Here is an 18,225-nt window from a genome sequence, read left to right as displayed (position 1 = left end):
CTATTATCGTTCCAACAGAACGATAATGAATTGACTGTGCCAATGACTCCTTTCTAAAGAAAGTTATCATCGTATTGGTCACTCAGTTCATTGAAACCTAAATTGTTTCCGAAGAAACTATTTGGATTATCATCAACGAGTGCCCACACAGATTGATAGGTCTATATTGTTAAAGAGCGTTGCTTTTCGAGAAGTTTTTCTCTCGAAGCGGAGGTGCATTCTAGCGAGATAATTTGAAGAGTCAAACACTTTTTCAAATTTATTTTCTCAGAAGTTTTCACCTCTCTAACACTGCTGAAGCCTTGTGGCGTCTGCCGTGTCAGTGAGGCGGCATTATAGGGAGATTAATGAAGTGCGCAAGACTTTTTTGATAAAAAACCGAAAAAAGCACTCTTTTCTTTGAATTTAACACAAAGCGCTTATTTATCCATATTTCACCCCAGAATAAACACAACTTATCCACAAAGTTATTCATTTTAGTACAAAAAGAGTACAACTGATATTGCCTATAAAAAAAGAAAAGCTGCATAAGCAGCTTTTCTATCACGATACTAAGTTGTTATTTAAATGCCCGAGCCATCACTTTCGTTCTCTTCTTCATGAAGACCACATTCGCGCTTCAATCCAAAGAAACGTGTTTCTTCTTCGCTCATTCCCGGTTCCCACTTACGAGTTGTATGGGTGTCACCTACGGACAAATAACCTTCATCCCAAAGTGGATGATATGGAAGATTGTTTTCCTCTAGGTAATAGTGGACATCTTTATTCGTCCAATCAATTACAGGCAAAAACTTAAATACACCATTTTGAATGGCTAAGATTGGTAAGTTCGCACGAGAGCTAGATTGCTCGCGGCGAAGACCAGAAAACCACGTACCCACTTCAAGTTCATCTAATGCTCGACGCATTGGTTCAACTTTATTTAGCTTGTTGTATTTTTCTATACCTTCTACGCCTTGATCCCACAATTTTCCATAACGTGCTTCTTGCCAATTAGGGCTAGTTGCTGCACTGAAGATCTTGAGGTTCAAATTAAGTTTCTCAGTCAGTTCATCAATAAAGCGATACGTTTCTGGAAACAAATAGCCCGTATCTGTCAGAATGACTGGCGTATCCGCTTTAACTTGGGAAACCAAATGAAGCATCACTGCAGCCTGAATACCAAAACTGGACGACACCGCATGTGTGCCTTCTAAGTTTTCGATAGCCCACGCGACTCTTTCTTGTGCCGTCAGTGTTTCTAAATAACCGTTCAATTCAGCAAGGCGCAGCGACTGCTCCGCCTTGGTCATCGACAGTAACTCAGAAAGCTGGGGCTTCTTTGTTGCTGTAGTATCAGGCATGCAAATCCCTCTTAGAGATGAAGACTTCTTCGATAATGCCAGCACGAATTGTGAAGTCACCGAAGCATTCGCCTTCGTTACGCTCATTTGCCCAGCGTTCAACCAAGTGATCGATCTCTTCTAGGATTTGAGCATCTGTGATGTTCTCTTTATACATCTTAGGAATACGAGTACCTGCGCGGTTCCCTCCTAAGTGCAAGTTATATCGGCCTGGTGCTTTACCGACTAAGCCAATTTCAGCCAACATTGCACGGCCACATCCATTAGGACAGCCAGTTATACGCAAAATGATGTTTTCATCTTCTGGTAACCCGTGTTTTTCTAGGATACCTTCAACGTCGGTAACAAACTCTGGTAAGAAGCGTTCCGCTTCAGCCATTGCAAGTGGACAAGTTGGAAACGCCACACACGCCATCGAGTTTTTGCGTTGCTCGCTCACACTATCATCCATCAAGCCGTGTTCGCGGGCAATCTTTTCGATTTTCGCTTTCTGGCTCTTTGGTACACCTGCAACGATGAGGTTCTGATTCGCTGTCATGCGGAAATCACCTTTATGGATTTTCGCGATTTCAGCTACACCGGTTTTCAGAGGTTTTCCAGGGTAATCCAGAAGACGACCGTTTTCGATGAAAAGCGCTAAATGGTGTTTACCATCGATACCTTCCGCCCAGCCAATCCGATCACCACGATAAGTCAGCTCGTAAGGTCGGCTATCTTCAAACTTTACTTCAGCTCGTCTTTCAACTTCTGCTTTAAATACATCAGAACCTACTCGGTCTAGGGTGTATTTTGTTTTAGCATTCTTACGGTTTGAACGGTTACCCCAGTCACGCTGAGTGGTAACCACTGCTGCCGCAACCTCTAGCGTTTTTTCTAGAGGGATAAAACCAAAGTCATCCGCACGACGTGCATAAGTCGATGTGTCACCATGCGTCATGGCAAGGCCACCACCCACTAAAACGTTAAAGCCAACTAGCTTCCCGTCTTCTGCAATTGCAACAAAGTTCAAGTCATTAGCATGTACGTCTACGTCATTCTGAGGCGGAATCACAACCGTTGTTTTGAACTTACGCGGTAAATAGTTACTACCTAGAATTGGCTCTTCATCTGTGGTTTCAACTTTTTCACCATCTAACCAAATTTCGGCATAAGCACGCGTCTTTGGCAGTAAGTGTTCACTGATTTTCGCCGCCCACTCATAAGCTTCTTGATGAAACTGTGATTCGATTGGGTTGGTTGTGCAAAGCACGTTTCGGTTAACATCACCCGCAGTTGCAATTGAGTCAATACCAATGCTATTTAGCGTTTGGTGCATCATCTTAATATTTGGTTTCAATACGCCGTGGAACTGGAATGTTTGACGAGTCGTTAAACGGATACTTCCATATGACGTATGTTCATCGGCAAATTTGTCGATAGCTAGCCATTGTTCTGGCTTAATAATGCCACCAGGCATACGAGCACGTAACATTACGTTATGCAGTGGCTCAAGCTTTTGCTTTGCACGCTCTGCACGAATATCGCGATCATCTTGTTGATACATGCCGTGGAAACGGATCAACTGGAAATTATCTGCGGTAAAACCACCGGTTATACGATCTTGTAAGTTTTCAGAGATCGTACCGCGTAGGAAATTACTTTCTCTTTTTAGGCGCTCATTGTCGGAAAGTGGACCGAGCACTTCGCCTAATACTTCTTGCTTATCACTCATTAGTACACGTCCCTTTGGTAACGTTTTGCTTTACGCAAATCGTTAATGAATTCTTCTGCTTTTTCTTGGCTTAAACCGCCATGTTCTTTTGCAACAGAAACCAATGCATCATTGACATCTTTCGCCATGCGAGTCGCATCACCACACACGTAGATATAGGCGCCATCTTGAATCCACTGCCAAACTTGCTCAGCGTGCTCAAGAATTCGATGCTGAACATATACTTTTTCTTGTTGATCACGGCTAAATGCGACATCTAGTTGAGTGAGCAGGCCGGATTTCAGATATTTCTGCCATTCCACCTGATACAAGAAATCTTGAGTGAAAGTACGATCACCAAACAACAACCAGTTTTTACCTTCTGCATCGCGGTTATCACGCTCTTGGATGAAGCTACGGAAAGGTGCGATACCAGTACCTGGACCAATCATGATCACTGGCGTGTTGTCGTCTTGTGGCAATTTGAAGTTATTATTGTTTTCAATAAATACCTTAACTTCACCACCTTCTTCTAATCGATGGGATAAGAAGCTAGACGCGCCACCATAGCGAGTCTCTTCACCTACGCCGTATTCCACGACACCTACCGTTAAATGAACTTCTTCATCAACTTCGCTTTGCGCAGATGCAATCGAATATAAGCGAGGCGTTAGGCGACGTAGTATTCCTACTAACTCTTCCGCCGATAGCTTAGTTTTCTTCTCTCCAAGCACATCAATAACTTGAGTATTACCCGCGTATTCACGTAACTTGTCTTTATCCGCAACCAGTTTCTCTAGCTTTTTACTGCCAGAAAGTTCTGCAAACTTAGTCACCAATTGAGGGTTAGACGTCGTCACTTCGTATTTGCTTATCAGCGCAGTACGAATAGAAAGACTTTCACCATCAACTTCAATCGTTTCGATACCCGACAGACCAACCTTCGCTAATATAGCATCGACCAACTCAGCGCTGTTTTCATACCAAACACCTAACGCATCGCCAGGCTGATAGGTAATGCCCGACTCATCTAAATCAATTTCTATATGACGAACATCTTTGCCAGAATCACGACCCGTAATCTTCTGGCTAGTCAGAAGTGTTGCGGTATACGGCTTTTGCTTAGTGTATTGGCTGTGAGCGGCAGCAGGTTGGCTACCAGCATGAAGCTGAACCACTTCGGCTTCATTCCCAGCGGAAAGCATGTCTTTAGCTTTTTCAAGAGCCGCTTTACGCCACTCCGATGCAGGCGCTTCATAGTCAACATCACAATCAAGACGATCAATAAATGATGTCGCACCTAGCTTAGACAGGTACTCATCGAAATCTTTTGCCGTTTGGCAGAAAAACTCATAGCTCGAATCACCCAAACCAATCACTGCATATTGCAAGTTCGGTAATTTCGGCGCTTTCTTAGATTGTAGGAACTCATGAAGCTCCATAGCGTTATCTGGTGCTTCACCTTCACCGTTTGTAGAGGCCACCACAATAACGTGGGTTTCTTTCGCTAAGTTCTTACCTTTGTAATCACTCGCGTCAAATAGCTCTACTGCAATTCCTTCTGCTTGCGCTTCTTCTTTCAGCGCTTCTGCAACGCCTTTCGCGTTACCCGTTTGTGAGGCGAAGATGATGCTTAGCTTACCGGCTGGTTTTGCGGCTACGGCGGCGGCAGCCTGATTAATAGGCGCGGCAGCACCAGCTGGTTGATTTTGACTTATACCCCAAAAATAACCACTCACCCACGCTAGCTGCTGTGGGGACAATTCAGAAATAGCTTGTTGTAATTGACCTATTTGCTGATCGTTAAGTGGGCTTGCGAGGGCGGAAAGTTCCTTAAGTAACATGTCACGACATCCCTATTCATTGCGTGATGATAGATTAACCACTCCCCTTAATAATAAAAAAGAATAGATGAGCATGTTTTATAACTTTTTGGAAGTAAGAAAGGATGTGAACGAGTGGAATCAGTACTCTTCAATACGAACTTGGCGAAATCCAACCGCTAGCGCAGATTTAGATGCCTTATCTAAGTCTATGTAATGACACTCTTCACCGTGTGAATCGGTAAGAAGAATAAAGCCGCCTCGCGTATGGCGAAACTCCACAATCCAAGTTCCTTCTTGAATAGAAGGTTCGATGATTGCCTCAATGAGTTGATTATCTTGATACAGGCTTCGCAGTTCAGAAATCGTCATGGGTCGTTCCGTGCTAACAAGTATGTTAATAAGAATGACGCAAAATACGCACTTTGCAAATAGATTGTTAACACAAATAACAAAAAGGCATATTGATATGATTCAATATGCCTTTTCTAATTTAAGGGGAATAGACGGGGGAATAATTAAAATCCCGCTTCGACTCCGACAAATGCACCATGTGTTAAATACATATCACTCGGCCCTGAAAACATGTTAAAGCGGTAATCCATCACGCGATATCCAGCTCGAATTGCCACGTCGACTTTTTCGAAATCAAAACGATAGCGCATACCCGCAGTGACATCGGCTGTTTTATCACCATCGCTATTACCAAAATCAAACTCACCAATTACATCAAAGTTTGTTTCAGGAATAGTAATCGCCGCGTTGGCATACCAGCTAAAAAGAACTTTATTGAAGTCCTGCGTTGGATCAACAGGGTTTGAGTAGACACCATTCGCGTATTGAGAAACCGTAAGACCGGCATCAAAATGTAAAAGATCGTGCTCAATCAGATCGTAGTAGAAAGTAAAATCCGTTTTATTGAATTTGATATAGCTCATTTCTACTGGGCTAAAGCGAACTCTAAAATTTGGCACATAGGTAATATTGTGCTCTAGAGCTAACGAGCCTGTGAACTTGTTTTCTCTATCACTATTTAAAATAGTTTCGGCATCATGCTTATAAGCCGTTTTTGCCGACCACGTATCGCCAGATACTTTCACGGAAAAGTCCGTTTCCGCGTAAGAAGAAAACGTACACATTAATAAAGAAGAAGAGAACAAAGCCGCACAAACGCGATTTTTCATGGAAGGAAGCCCCACCCGTCAATTATGAACACATGGGGATACTATCATAATTGCCCTGTACGAAAAGACATCTCATTCAGGGCTGACTCAATTTTAACGCGGGCAGTACACTTTGTTACGGAAGAACCACCAAGCAATTGCCAATACAATTAACCAAGGCAATAACTTAAATACCATACCCATCATTCCGAACACTAACATGACTGCGAAAGCCACGGCACCCGCTGCGAAAATCGACACTAGGGTGACGCCAGTAAAAAACAACACACCCAGAAATACCAACACAAATAGCAGTTCAATCATTGTTTGCCCCTTTTGTATTTTTACTTTCAACCATATAGCTGAGTTATTGCAGGAAGCAGACCAACTTTTGAAAAATACTATTTTTTCCTTTTATAACAAATAAATACAACAAAGCCTTGAATGCTAACTCAAGGCTTCATATTTCTAATCATGGTCAATTTAGCTAACAGGTGGCGATTTTTACACACCCAATTCAGCAGGGATTTTAGCTAACGCTGTCTCGACAACTTCTAGCCCAGCCCCTTTCTTGTGAGCGTTTTCACTGATGTAGCGACGCCACTGTCGAGCACCCGGCATACTTTGGAATAATCCGAGCATATGACGCGTCATATGACCTAGATACGCGCCATTCGATAGCTCTTTCTCTATATAGGGGTACATTTCGCGCACAATATCAGAGCGTTTCTTAACTGGCTTTTCAGAACCAAACAACTCTTGATCAACAAAAGCCAGCAAGTACGGGCTTTGATAGGCTTCACGACCAATCATTACACCATCGAGATACTGCAAATGTTCTTTAGCTTCGTCCAGAGTTTTGATTCCGCCATTCACCGCAATATTCAGATGTGCAAAATCTTTTTTAAGTTGATAAGCACGAGGATAATCCAAAGGAGGAATTTCGCGGTTTTCTTTTGGGCTTAATCCACTCAACCACGCTTTACGGGCATGTATGGTGAATTGCTCACAACCACCCTTCTCAGAAACCGTAGAGACAAAGTCAGTGAGGAATTCATAAGAGTCTTGGTCATCAATACCGATACGCGTTTTTACCGTCACAGGTACATCAACCACTTCACGCATGGCAGCAACACATTCCGCCACCAAGTTTGGTTCTCCCATCAAGCACGCACCAAAACGACCATTTTGAACACGATCCGATGGACAACCAACGTTTAAGTTAATCTCATCGTAGCCGCGCTCTTGAGCGAGCTTCGCACACGTTGCAAGATCTGCCGGATTAGAACCACCCAGCTGCAATGCAACAGGGTGTTCCTCTTCACTGTACGCCAAGAAATCACCCTTACCATGAATGATCGCGCCCGTTGTCACCATCTCGGTATATAGGAGTGCGTTATCCGACATTAAGCGGTGAAAGTAACGACAGTGTCTATCTGTCCAGTCGAGCATGGGTGCAACGCTGAAGCGCTGCATTGGGAAATCGCTTGTATTCTCTGGCTTAGACACTGTTTTACCTCAATATTCACGGTAGCTCCCCTAATGAGTGTTAAATACATAGGAGAACGGCTTTAAAAACTGGCGGATTATACACTTTGCTTTGGGTATTTTCATAGGTATAGAGGCACCATGACGACGAATTCAGATTTACTCCATAATTAACGCCAAATCACACCTTGTTTAACACTTCTCCATAAAGTTGTTGCGGTTTTTGGTAAAAGTCTGGTAGAAACGCGTTCAAGACACTTACCGCATGCATGCCAAATATGTGACACATTGTTGCAGTGTGCACAATTCCTGATGTTGGAAGTGACTTACAATCACAAAATGTTTTTTGCATTCTATTCAGCGCTTGATTGGTTGGCTTCTTTTGCATAGGGTTAAAAAAAACGCCCTTTACTGCCTAACTTGCTAGATAAATGGTATATTATTAATAATGTGCACCAAAATGGATGAGCCAATTGGAGTTGTCGTTGTTAGAACAAATTGAAGGCATCTGCCAAAGCCGTGGGGTTAGGCTTACACCACAGCGTAAAAGAGTGTTCGAGCTAATTTTTGCAAGCAAAAGTGCATCTAGCGCTTATGATTTGTTAGATCGGCTAAAAGAAAGTGAACCTCAGGCAAAACCACCAACGGTCTATAGAGCGTTGGATTTCTTATTGGAACAAGGTTTTATCCATCGAGTTGAGTCCACGAATAGCTTTATCTCGTGTTGCTCTTTTGGTACTCACAAGCATTTCTCTCACCTGCTTATTTGCGATAAGTGCGGGAATGTAGCTGAACATCAGGATGACCAACTTGTAGCCTTGTTGGCAAAAAATAGTGAAAAACAGGGGTTTCAGTTAACCAATCACGTTATTGAAACTCACGGTACTTGCAAAAGTTGTTTTTCAGACTTTACGGACAAATAAAAGATAGAACGTTATGCGCGCTGAATTTGTAAACCCGTTTTTAGCTTCACTAATGAATGTACTGAAAACTATGGCTTCACTGGAGCTAAAGCCTCAGAAACCTCGAGTAAAGAAAGATGAAATCGCTCGTGGTGATGTGTCTGGTTTGATTGGTATGGTCGGAGACCAAAGCCGAGGTTCAATGTCGATTACTTTTGACGAGTCTCTGGCATTGGAAATCATGCAAAACATGCTAGGCGAACGTCCGAATGGTCTAAACGAAGAAGTAACCGATATGGTGGGTGAAATCACTAATATGGTTACAGGTGGTGCAAAACGCATTCTTTCAGAAAGTGGTTTTGACTTCGACATGGCTACACCCGTTGTTGTTTCGGGTAAAGGTCACACCATTCGTCACAAATGTGAAGGCGCGATCATCATCATGCCATTTACCTCTGAGTGGGGTAACGCATTTATCGAAATCTGCTTCGAATAAGAAGACAGAGCCGAACAAGAGAAAAGCTGTTGCGAATGCGACAGCTTTTTTTATTTGTCATTGGAATGAAAAAAGGTCAGCAATTACTGATCTTTTGTTTTAACTCATATGCGGTATTTCAATACGCTTAAGCTTTGTAAGCTTTGAACGCGTTAATCAAACCATTGGTTGAACTATCATGAGAGCTAATTTCAGATTGGTCTGCCAGTTCAGGCAAAATCTGATTCGCTAGCTGCTTACCAAGCTCTACACCCCACTGATCGAAGCTAAAGATATTCCAGATAACACCTTGTGCAAAGATCTTGTGCTCGTACATTGCAATCAGATTGCCCAGAGTCTTCGGCGTAATTTGCTTAACCAAAATCGAGTTAGTAGGGCGGTTACCTTCAAATACTTTGAATGGTACAAGCGACGCTACTTCTTCTTCACTCTTACCTGCGTTTGCAAACTCAGCTCTAACCGCTTCTTCAGACTTACCAAATGCAAGTGCTTCAGTTTGCGCAAAGAAGTTGGACATGAGTTTCTGGTGGTGATCGCTCGCTGGATTATGGCTTAGAGCAGGAGCAATGAAATCACAAGGGATCAACTTTGTACCTTGGTGGATAAGCTGATAAAACGCATGCTGACCATTGGTACCAGGTTCACCCCAGATAACTGGACCCGTTTGATAGGTCACGGCATTGCCATCGCGATCGACGTATTTGCCGTTGGATTCCATATTGCCTTGCTGGAAGTAAGCCGCAAAACGATGCATGTATTGATCGTATGGCAAAATCGCTTCCGATTCTGCACCGTGGAAGTTGTTGTACCACACACCAATTAAAGCGAGGATAACTGGGATATTGCTTTCCAGATCCGTGCTTGCGAAGTGGTTGTCCATCTCGTGTGCGCCATCCAGCAACTCCACAAAGTTGTCGTAGCCAACGGATAGAGCAATAGACAAACCAATTGCAGACCATAGTGAGTAACGACCGCCGACCCAATCCCAGAATTCGAACATGTTGTCGGTATCGATACCAAACTCAGATACTGCAGTTGCGTTAGTAGAAAGAGCGGCAAAGTGTTTTGCTACGTGCGCTTCATCACTTGCAGCTTCAAGGAACCAGTCACGTGCAGTGTGAGCATTTGTCATGGTTTCTTGCGTAGTAAATGTTTTAGACGCAATCAGGAACAAGGTTGTTTCTGGGTTCACTTTTTTCAACGTTTCAACGATGTGCGTGCCATCTACGTTAGAAACGAAGTGCAGGTTCAGGTGGTTTTTGTATGGCGCCAGTGCTTCGGTCACCATGTAAGGGCCGAGGTCTGACCCACCAATTCCGATGTTTACAATATCGGTGATCGCTTTACCTGTGAAACCTTTCCATTCACCGTCAATTACACGGTTGGTAAATGATTGCATTTTTTCCAGCACAGCGTTTACCGCTGGCATGACATCTTCACCGTCAACTAAAACTGGCTTGTTACTGAGATTACGAAGTGCCGTATGAAGTACTGCACGGTCTTCCGTTTGGTTTATCGCTTCGCCACTGAACATCGCATCAATGGCAGTTTTTAATTCGGTTTCTTTCGCTAAAGCAAATAGGTGCTTAAGCGTTTCCTCGTTAATTAGGTTCTTTGAATAATCGACAAGAATATCCGATCCGAAACGTGTAGATAATTTATCGAAACGTTGAGCATCTTCAGCAAACAAGGCTTTCAGATCCATATCTTGTGCTGATTCAAAGTGCGCAGTTAATGCATTCCAAGCTTGAGTCTTGGTAGGGTCAATATTTTTTAACATGGTAATTGTCCAATGTTCGTTCGATTATGTTCTCTTCAGCCAGATTAATTTATATGATGCTGAGTGAATTCCAGATTAAGCGAAATAAAGAATCGTACATTTTGTGTTTGTTATATCCTATCGACACAAAACAACGTAATAAATTTTCAGATCCCGGATTATGGCGCAACCCGTTATCGCTGACATTGAGGTTTATCACGTAAACTCAATTGTACCTAATCGGAATCAACTATTAATGCGATTGTTTATAACAATTAGTGATTAGAAACAACAAGGCATAACCTATGTGGCATCAAACTACCTTTTCTCTCACCGCCAAACGCCGAGGCTTTCATCTTATTACTGATGAAATTGAACAACATTTACCACAAATTGACCAGTACTCGATAGGTCTTTTACATCTTTTTATTCAACATACGTCCGCAAGCTTAACTTTGAATGAAAATGCAGATCCAACCGTCCGTACTGATATGGAACAACACTTTAATAAATTTGTGCCAGAACGAGCACCGTACTACTTACACACTTATGAAGGCGATGACGATATGCCCGCACATATCAAAGCATCCACTTTGGGTTCAAGCGTGAGCATTCCAATTAGTAATGGGCGATTAGCGTTGGGAACTTGGCAAGGGGTGTACTTAGGAGAGCATCGCGATCATGGTGGCGCTCGAAGAATTATCGCTACGCTTCAAGGGCAGTGTGAATAGTTATACCCAAGTAACTTCAAGATGCTAGGTTCAGCGAGAATTAACTGACTTTCAGGCAAGGTATCGATTTGAAGATCTAGTGGTTCTAAATCAAGAATCGATAACGCAGTATGAAAGCCAGTTAAACTCGCCCTTGGGAGCCCATATTCTGCCTCACTTCATCGTCTAAGAACTTGGAAAGGACTCGTCATTCCGCTGCGTTCTTTTCCTTGAATTGAAACAGAATATGAGGCTCAGAATCCTACACCTTGAGGTCACTTGGGTATATCCATTATTTTCAGATTAAAAAGAGGTGCACTTCGGCACCTCTTCATATCATTTAGACTTATTCAGCATATTCATCACGGTAGTCTAAAACGGCTGATTGATCATTACACGAAACATGTTTTCTTCATCGCCGAATGCCATTTCTGTTCGAACCACAATGCCTTCTACTTGGAAGCGAATTCCACCACCTAAGTTGTATTTCATATCGCGATGCAGTTCTTGAATACTGAATTCATCAGCCACTCTACCTGCATCAACAAAAGCTACCCACTGCCACCATGGCACGTCATACCAATTAAAAATTGGCCAACTTTGTAAGGGTTGCCACTCTGGCATAACTCGATACTCTAAGCTGTAGTGCACCGCACTTCTGCCATGGTAACGATTCGCCGAGTAACCGCGAAGATGGTACAAGCCGCCCAAGGAAACGCCTGCATATTCCGGTGGTCTTTCACACGTTCCGGAACCACAGCGATTCCACGTAGGGGTATCGGCGACATACATATCAAACGCCAAAACTTGGCGAGAAAATACGTCGTCTACTTTGCCAAGGCTAAAGTAGTGGCTTTGCTCAATTTCAACTTTGGTCCATGTATTGTCGTTACCCGAATCGGGAGCGTGAGCGATGTTCAATTTCAGCTTAGCCCCTAAGCTTGGGTTTCGAACGTCATTACGATTGTCCCATTCAAATCCGAGGTTTACACCCCATGTCGAATCGGGTGCCGAATCATTTGAGCTGCTTAAGCTGCGTTCGGATAAAAACGGTTCAAACTTAATGGTCGAAATCCCACTGGTTGCAGGGGATGCCCCTTGAATACGTCTTTTGGGTTCATACGCTGCTCTTGCTCCTTTGAAGGCGGCAGCGCCCCAAGGAATGATATAGCGCATCGTGAAGTGGTATTGCGCTTCCTTTGCATCCGTGACGGTTTTCTGGCTGTGGAGAGAGTCGTTATCTCCCGCGCTTCCCAAATGGTATATGTAGTCAGAGTAACTGGCATTGTAAGCATCAAAACCGAGTAGCCATGCGTTGCCAACTTGAAAGTTGTTGTAGCCAATAAAGGTCATGTTACTGCCTTTATCGGATATCAGCCCAGCACCAATCAACCCAGCTTGTGGTTGACCAAGACCTTTCAGTAGACCTGCCACACCGATGGTATTCCCCAATGTGCTGGATGAAAAAGCAAAAGGAACAGCGGCGGTGTCTGGCATCCAAGGTGGAAGCCACTCATAGGCTGAGGCAACACCTGGCGCGCAGAAGGAAGAAGCAAGTAGGCTTGAAAATATCAGACGTTTGGTCATAACTCAGTCAATGTACTCCATGGCAACACGCGATGTCAGCTTTGTCACCAATTCGTAAGCGATTGTGCCAATGTGTTGTGCGACCTCTTCTGAAGGCAATTCTTGCCCCCACAAAATAACCTCATCGCCAACTTTATCTTGGCAATCCGCTCCCAAATCGACAGTCAGCATGTCCATGGAGACTCGCCCCACCACCGATACACGTCGACCATTCACCAATACCGGTGTACCAGCAGGCGCAGTTCTTGGGTATCCATCACCATAGCCAATCGCTATTACACCAATTTTGGTGTCACGTTCACTGTGCCAAATCGCACCGTAGCCAACGGGTTCGCCCTTTTTGAGGTCGCGAACCGCAATCAAGTGCGATTTCAGTGTCATTATTGGTTTAAAGCCCAACTCATTTGCGCTTTTATCCGCAAACGGGGACACACCATACATAATAATACCTGGGCGAACCCAGTCGAGATGGCTGTCTTTCCAAGCCAACAACCCTGACGATGCAGCTAAGGTTCTTTCTCCTTTGCAACCTTCAGTCAGCAATAAAAAACTGTCGATTTGTTCTTGAGTCGCTGGATTTTCTAGTTCATCCGCACACCCAAAGTGGCTAATGTAACGCAGCGGTTTAGCCACATTGTCGCACGCTTTCAAACGTTCAACGTATTCAGAGTACACTTCAGGGCGAACACCTAAGCGGTGCATCCCTGTGTCTACTTTGAGCCAAACTTTGACGGGGTTTTCTAACGTCGCTTGTTCTAACGCTTCAAGCTGCTCTTCGCAATGTACGACCGTTTGAATGTTATTGGTCACCAAAATTGGTAAGTCACGCGAGGAATAAAAACCTTCAAGCAACAATATGGGTTTCACAACCCCCCCAGCACGCAACTGCAAGGCTTCTTCTATTCTTGCCACACCAAAAGCATCAGCATCATCGGCCGCTTGCGCTATTTTTAGCAAACCATGCCCATAAGCATTGGCTTTAACCACCGACATAACTTTGCTGTTGGGCGCATGCAGCTTCACCATTTTCAGGTTGTGCTTCAATGCAGAAAGATCGATGCATGCGGATGCCGCTTTCATATAGCTCATAGGGGAAGATTACTCATCATCAAACGCAGGACCTGCGTAGTTGTCGAAGCGAGAGAATTGACCTTGGAACGTCAGTCGCACGGAACCGATAGGACCATTACGTTGTTTACCCAAAATGATCTCGGCAATACCTTTGAGTGTGCTGTCTGGGTTGTACACTTCGTCACGGTAGATGAACATGATCAAATCGGCATCCTGCTCGATAGAACCTGATTCACGTAGATCCGAGTTTACTGGGCGTTTATCTGCTCGTTGCTCCAAAGAACGGTTAAGCTGCGACAGAGCAACAACGGGAACATTCAGCTCTTTTGCTAACGCTTTCAAAGAACGGGAAATTTCTGCAATTTCCAATGTACGGTTATCCGATAGAGCGGGTACACGCATCAGCTGAAGGTAGTCGACCATGATAAGTGACAAGCCACCGTGTTCACGAGCAATACGACGTGCACGAGAACGAACTTCAGTAGGAGTAAGACCAGAGCTATCATCGATGTACATGTTTTTCTTTTCCATGAGAATACCCATGGTAGAAGAAATACGCGCCCAATCTTCATCGTCTAGCTGACCAGTACGGATTTTTGTTTGGTCGACGCGAGAAAGGGATGCCAACATACGCATCATGATTTGCTCAGAGGGCATCTCTAACGAGAAAATAAGCACAGGCTTATCAGATACCATGGCGGCGTTTTCACACAAGTTCATCGCAAAAGTTGTTTTACCCATCGATGGACGTGCCGCAACAATAATTAAATCCGACCCCTGTAAACCTGCCGTCTTCTTGTTGAGGTCGTTGAAGCCCGTATCAACACCCGTAACACCATTTTGTGGTGTTTTGTATAGGATTTCGATACGTTCCAGAGTTTTCTCTAGAATGTTATCGACATTCTGAGGACCTTCATTCTCATTGGTTCTGTCTTCTGCAATGGCGAAAACTTTACTCTCAGCCAAGTCAAGAAGGTCTTCGGAGCTGCGTCCTTGTGGATCGTAACCGGCATCAGCAATTTCATTCGCCACACCGATTAGGTTTCGAACCAGTGCACGCTCCGCAACAATATCGGCATAAGCATTTATATTCGCGGCACTTGGCGTGTTTTTCGCCAAATCAGCTAGATAAGCAAAACCACCCACATCATCGAGGGTTTCTCGTTGCTCTAGGAATTCTGATAAGGTGATTAGATCGAGTGGTTTGTTTTCTTCTAAAAGGGTTTTCACCCCTTCAAAAATCATTCTATGTGGTCGGCTATAAAAGTCCTTCGCCACTACCCTTTCAGCAACCGAATCCCAACGTTCATTATCTAAAAGCAGCCCACCGATAACAGATTGCTCTGCTTCCAACGAATGCGGCGGTACTTTGATAGCGTCAACTTGGCTATCAATTGGCTTCTTATTACGATTATCTCGGGTATCTGGCATGGGTGTTCTCAACAGCTTATCGTGATCGTTCATTATAGCTAAGTTCTATAACCAAGTAACCTCAAGATGCTCGGTTCAGCGAGAATGAATTGACTTTCAGACAAGGCACCGATTTGAAGAATTTACGAAATTAACACAGTCCTGACCCGAGACTTTAAGGCTATTAATACAATCTCATATGTCATGCGCCGTGCCGCTATATAGCCAAGTGTATGGTTGAATAAAATAAGAATATGAGAGAGGTATTGAGTGTCGAAAAATTTGCTTGTGCTTAGTCTGGCGGTATTTCATGCCAGCCTTTATGCAGAGGAAAGTACCGACACGGATACGTCGCCTTCATCTCCCTTGAAAACAGAGGTGGAATTTGGATACCAAGCGCACAGTGGTAACTCCAATTCGGAATCCCTAAATAGCCGCTTGGAAGGGGTTTACACACAAGGAAGGCATCGGTATTCAGGTGAATGGAAGTTCTATAAACTGAATAAAAACGATAAGGAAGACAAGAAACAATCTACCTACCAAGTTCAAAGTGACTACAAGCTTGCGCCTCGTACTTACCTTTATGCCAACTTCAAAGGCATCGATTCCAAATACAGTGCGTATTACAAAGATTACACTTGGTCGAGTGGGCTCGGTTATCAGTTTACCTACACGGATGACTTAAAACTCTCACTGGAGTTGGGCCCAGGTTATCGACATCAAAAGCCAAATCTGGATGAGTTGGATGACGATGACTTAATTTTCCCTGACAATGTGGATGAGTTTATCTTTCGAGGGCATTTCAAAGGTGACTGGAAAGTATTGCCAGCACTGTCACTCAGCGCTGATTTATTAGTCGTGAGCGGAAAATCCAACACACGCTTCGATAACGAGATCAGTATTACCAACGCCATCACTGAAGATATCGCGCTTAAGCTTTCTCACTCTCGGCAGTATCTCGATCGCGTTCCCAATGATTTAAGTAAAACGGATACTGTGGTGTCGGCTAATCTGCTGGTCAAGTTTTGACGCATACAAAACAATCATGAACTCAAACCTACAGACATAAAAAAAGCCGGCTTAAAGCCAGCTTTTCTCAAATCGCTTGGTACTGAATTACTCAGCAGCAACAACTTGTAGGTTGATCTTAGCGAACACTTCAGAGTGAAGTTGTACGTTAATTTCAAACTCACCAGTGTTACGTAGAGCACCTTCAGGTAGGCGAACTTCGCTCTTAGCTACTTCAACACCTGCCGCTGTGATAGCGTCAGCGATATCGCGAGTACCGATAGAACCGAATAGTTTACCTTCGTCACCAGCTTTAGAAGCAATAACAACTGCTTCAAGAGCGTTAACTTTCTCAGCGCGAGCTTCAGAAGCTTGTAGCTGCTCAGCAACTTTTGCTTCTAGTTCAGCGCGACGAGCTTCGAACATTTCAACGTTAGATTTAGTTGCCATTACAGCCTTACCTTGTGGGATAAGGAAGTTACGAGCGTAACCAGATTTAACATTTACTTGATCGCCAAGACCACCTAGGTTACCGATTTTATCAAGTAGAATAACTTGCATTGTTTAATCCTCTTTCTAAATAGACGGTGCCGATTACTGATGCTTATCAGTGTACGGCAGTAGTGCTAGGTAGCGAGCACGCTTGATAGCGCGAGCTAGCTGACGCTGATACTTAGCGCTTGTACCAGTGATACGGCTAGGTACGATTTTACCAGCTTCAGTGATGTAGTTTTTAAGAGTTGCTACGTCTTTGTAATCAATCTCTTGTACGCCTTCTGCAGTGAAACGGCAGAATTTACGACGACGGAAGAAACGAGCCATGGGCTATCTCCTGATCTTAAATATATGTGATATTTTCGGCATGTAACACTAATTTCCCATTGCCATTTCGGCTGGTTTGATAAGCGACAAAACCGCTTACCTTAATGTGACTGCCTATAACGAGTTCTTGAGTTAACTCTTGCGACCTTTGCCCGCTAATGATTACCGGCATACGACAATAAACTTGTCTGGGGTAATCCGCTTCTAGCACTGTAGAACGATGCTCTAGCCAAAATCGGCAATGGGCGACGCCCGCAGGGCTGTGGCTTCGAATCGGTGCTTTCGCGACAGTGCCACTTAGCTCCATTCGATTGGTCATGCAATGAATTACTCAGCAGCTGCTTCTGGTTTAGCTTCTGTGCGTTCTGTACGCTCTGTACGCTCTTCACGACGAGGAGCACGCTCTGCACGCTCTTCTTTTTGCTTAAGCATAATAGATTGTTCAGTCACAGCGCCTTTAGTGCGCATGATCATGTTACGTAGAACTGCATCGTTGAAACGGAAAGCAGTTTCTAGCTCGTCAATCACTTCTTGACCAGCTTCAACGTTCATAAGAACGTAGTGAGCTTTGTGAAGCTTGTTGATTGGGTAAGCCATTTGACGACGACCCCAGTCTTCTAGACGGTGGATAGTACCGCCAGCTTCTGTGATAGAACCAGTGTAACGCTCGATCATACCAGCAACTTGCTCGCTTTGATCAGGGTGAACCATGAATACGATTTCGTAATGACGCATTTGGTTGCTCCTTACGGATTATTAGCTTCCACGAGTGGCTCGGTCGTCCAGAGGAAGCAAGGAACTAAAGAAAAATGACCGAGTTTTAAGGACGGCAAATAGTATAGAAAAACACCGCTAAGAGCAAGGGGAATTTAGAGTGTTAGAAGAGATATTTGTAAGACTCAAACCTTTATACCCAAAAGGCTCCATAAATAAACTAGAAAGGCATCGGGAAA

At 43.9% G+C, this 18,225-nt stretch carries 19 protein-coding genes; 4 read left to right on the top strand and 15 right to left on the bottom strand.

The window, feature by feature from the left end; translation table 11 throughout:
* Nucleotides 1-563: 563 nt before the first annotated feature.
* The 7 genes from VPNCDNU1_RS09795 to dusA form a co-directional block, all read right to left on the bottom strand.
* Nucleotides 564-1,343: a phosphoadenylyl-sulfate reductase gene (locus VPNCDNU1_RS09795; RefSeq protein ID WP_104400163.1), complete on the bottom strand. Its 780-nt coding sequence runs from the start codon at nucleotides 1,341-1,343 to the stop codon at nucleotides 564-566.
* A complete protein-coding gene (cysI, locus tag VPNCDNU1_RS09790) occupies nucleotides 1,336-3,054 on the bottom strand; it encodes an assimilatory sulfite reductase (NADPH) hemoprotein subunit (RefSeq protein WP_104400162.1) in 1,719 nt (572 codons plus the stop codon). Before cysI ends, VPNCDNU1_RS09795 begins: the two co-directional genes overlap by 8 nt.
* Entirely contained in the window at nucleotides 3,054-4,877 is a 1,824-nt protein-coding gene (locus tag VPNCDNU1_RS09785; protein ID WP_104400161.1) for an assimilatory sulfite reductase (NADPH) flavoprotein subunit, read from the bottom strand. Before VPNCDNU1_RS09785 ends, cysI begins: the two co-directional genes overlap by 1 nt.
* Nucleotides 4,878-4,997: 120 nt before the next feature.
* The gene (locus tag VPNCDNU1_RS09780) at nucleotides 4,998-5,228 is read right to left on the bottom strand and encodes a hypothetical protein (protein ID WP_101114654.1); all 231 of its coding nucleotides are present in this window, start codon (nucleotides 5,226-5,228) and stop codon (nucleotides 4,998-5,000) included.
* A gap of 146 nt (nucleotides 5,229-5,374) precedes the next feature.
* Nucleotides 5,375-6,040: a TIGR04219 family outer membrane beta-barrel protein gene (locus tag VPNCDNU1_RS09775; RefSeq protein ID WP_104400160.1), complete on the bottom strand. Its 666-nt coding sequence runs from the start codon at nucleotides 6,038-6,040 to the stop codon at nucleotides 5,375-5,377.
* A 93-nt stretch (nucleotides 6,041-6,133) separates the two neighbouring features.
* The gene (gene pspG, locus VPNCDNU1_RS09770) at nucleotides 6,134-6,343 is read right to left on the bottom strand and encodes an envelope stress response protein PspG (RefSeq protein WP_101114652.1); all 210 of its coding nucleotides are present in this window, start codon (nucleotides 6,341-6,343) and stop codon (nucleotides 6,134-6,136) included.
* 180 nt (nucleotides 6,344-6,523) lie between these two features.
* A complete protein-coding gene (gene dusA, locus VPNCDNU1_RS09765; RefSeq protein WP_104400159.1) occupies nucleotides 6,524-7,528 on the bottom strand; it encodes a tRNA dihydrouridine(20/20a) synthase DusA in 1,005 nt (334 codons plus the stop codon).
* 443 nt (nucleotides 7,529-7,971) lie between these two features.
* On the opposite strand from dusA, the gene zur reads away from it, so the two are divergent.
* Together zur and VPNCDNU1_RS09750 are read left to right on the top strand one after the other, a co-directional pair.
* Nucleotides 7,972-8,430, top strand: a complete 459-nt coding sequence (gene zur, locus VPNCDNU1_RS09755; protein ID WP_101114173.1) for a zinc uptake transcriptional repressor Zur — start codon at nucleotides 7,972-7,974, stop codon at nucleotides 8,428-8,430.
* A gap of 13 nt (nucleotides 8,431-8,443) precedes the next feature.
* Nucleotides 8,444-8,905, top strand: a complete 462-nt coding sequence (locus VPNCDNU1_RS09750) for a chemotaxis protein CheX (protein ID WP_101114171.1) — start codon at nucleotides 8,444-8,446, stop codon at nucleotides 8,903-8,905.
* 127 nt (nucleotides 8,906-9,032) lie between these two features.
* Here the strand turns inward: VPNCDNU1_RS09750 and pgi are convergent, their stop codons facing one another.
* A complete protein-coding gene (gene pgi, locus VPNCDNU1_RS09745) occupies nucleotides 9,033-10,685 on the bottom strand; it encodes a glucose-6-phosphate isomerase (RefSeq protein WP_104400157.1) in 1,653 nt (550 codons plus the stop codon).
* A 284-nt stretch (nucleotides 10,686-10,969) separates the two neighbouring features.
* On the opposite strand from pgi, the gene VPNCDNU1_RS09740 reads away from it, so the two are divergent.
* Entirely contained in the window at nucleotides 10,970-11,395 is a 426-nt protein-coding gene (locus tag VPNCDNU1_RS09740) for a secondary thiamine-phosphate synthase enzyme YjbQ (RefSeq protein ID WP_101114167.1), read from the top strand.
* Nucleotides 11,396-11,746: 351 nt separating this feature from the next.
* On the opposite strand, the gene VPNCDNU1_RS09735 is transcribed toward VPNCDNU1_RS09740, so the two are convergent.
* From VPNCDNU1_RS09735 to VPNCDNU1_RS09725, 3 genes are read right to left on the bottom strand one after another with little or no spacing between them, the layout of a single operon-like run.
* Entirely contained in the window at nucleotides 11,747-12,961 is a 1,215-nt protein-coding gene (locus VPNCDNU1_RS09735) for a BamA/TamA family outer membrane protein (protein WP_167404762.1), read from the bottom strand.
* A 3-nt stretch (nucleotides 12,962-12,964) separates the two neighbouring features.
* On the bottom strand, nucleotides 12,965-14,050 hold the full coding sequence (gene alr / locus VPNCDNU1_RS09730) for an alanine racemase (protein WP_104400156.1): 1,086 nt from the start codon (nucleotides 14,048-14,050) through the stop codon (nucleotides 12,965-12,967).
* A gap of 9 nt (nucleotides 14,051-14,059) precedes the next feature.
* Nucleotides 14,060-15,463 (bottom strand): replicative DNA helicase, encoded by a 1,404-nt coding sequence (locus tag VPNCDNU1_RS09725; RefSeq protein WP_104400165.1) that lies wholly within the window; start codon nucleotides 15,461-15,463, stop codon nucleotides 14,060-14,062.
* 249 nt (nucleotides 15,464-15,712) lie between these two features.
* Between VPNCDNU1_RS09725 and VPNCDNU1_RS09720 the strand changes: the two genes are divergently transcribed.
* The gene (locus tag VPNCDNU1_RS09720; RefSeq protein ID WP_104400155.1) at nucleotides 15,713-16,471 is read left to right on the top strand and encodes a DUF481 domain-containing protein; all 759 of its coding nucleotides are present in this window, start codon (nucleotides 15,713-15,715) and stop codon (nucleotides 16,469-16,471) included.
* 87 nt (nucleotides 16,472-16,558) lie between these two features.
* Here the strand turns inward: VPNCDNU1_RS09720 and rplI are convergent, their stop codons facing one another.
* Genes rplI through rpsF form a run of 4 tightly spaced genes read right to left on the bottom strand, consistent with a single transcriptional unit; the run spans nucleotide 16,559 to nucleotide 18,007 of the window.
* The gene (rplI, locus tag VPNCDNU1_RS09715; RefSeq protein WP_104400154.1) at nucleotides 16,559-17,011 is read right to left on the bottom strand and encodes a 50S ribosomal protein L9; all 453 of its coding nucleotides are present in this window, start codon (nucleotides 17,009-17,011) and stop codon (nucleotides 16,559-16,561) included.
* A gap of 33 nt (nucleotides 17,012-17,044) precedes the next feature.
* Nucleotides 17,045-17,272 (bottom strand): 30S ribosomal protein S18, encoded by a 228-nt coding sequence (gene rpsR / locus VPNCDNU1_RS09710; protein WP_000090471.1) that lies wholly within the window; start codon nucleotides 17,270-17,272, stop codon nucleotides 17,045-17,047.
* Nucleotides 17,273-17,288: 16 nt separating this feature from the next.
* Nucleotides 17,289-17,591 carry a primosomal replication protein N gene (priB, locus tag VPNCDNU1_RS09705; RefSeq protein WP_101114160.1) on the bottom strand — a complete coding sequence of 101 codons (303 nt, stop codon included), beginning with the start codon at nucleotides 17,589-17,591 and terminating at the stop codon, nucleotides 17,289-17,291.
* Between the two features lie 8 nt (nucleotides 17,592-17,599).
* The gene (gene rpsF / locus VPNCDNU1_RS09700) at nucleotides 17,600-18,007 is read right to left on the bottom strand and encodes a 30S ribosomal protein S6 (RefSeq protein ID WP_101114158.1); all 408 of its coding nucleotides are present in this window, start codon (nucleotides 18,005-18,007) and stop codon (nucleotides 17,600-17,602) included.
* Between the last annotated feature and the right edge of the window lie 218 nt (nucleotides 18,008-18,225).

This window comes from Vibrio penaeicida (assembly GCF_002933855.1).
Classification (GTDB): Bacteria; Pseudomonadota; Gammaproteobacteria; order Enterobacterales; family Vibrionaceae; genus Vibrio; species Vibrio penaeicida_A.
The sequence above is the reverse complement of the archived record's forward strand: the minus strand, read 5'-3'. Positions and strand labels throughout refer to the sequence as shown.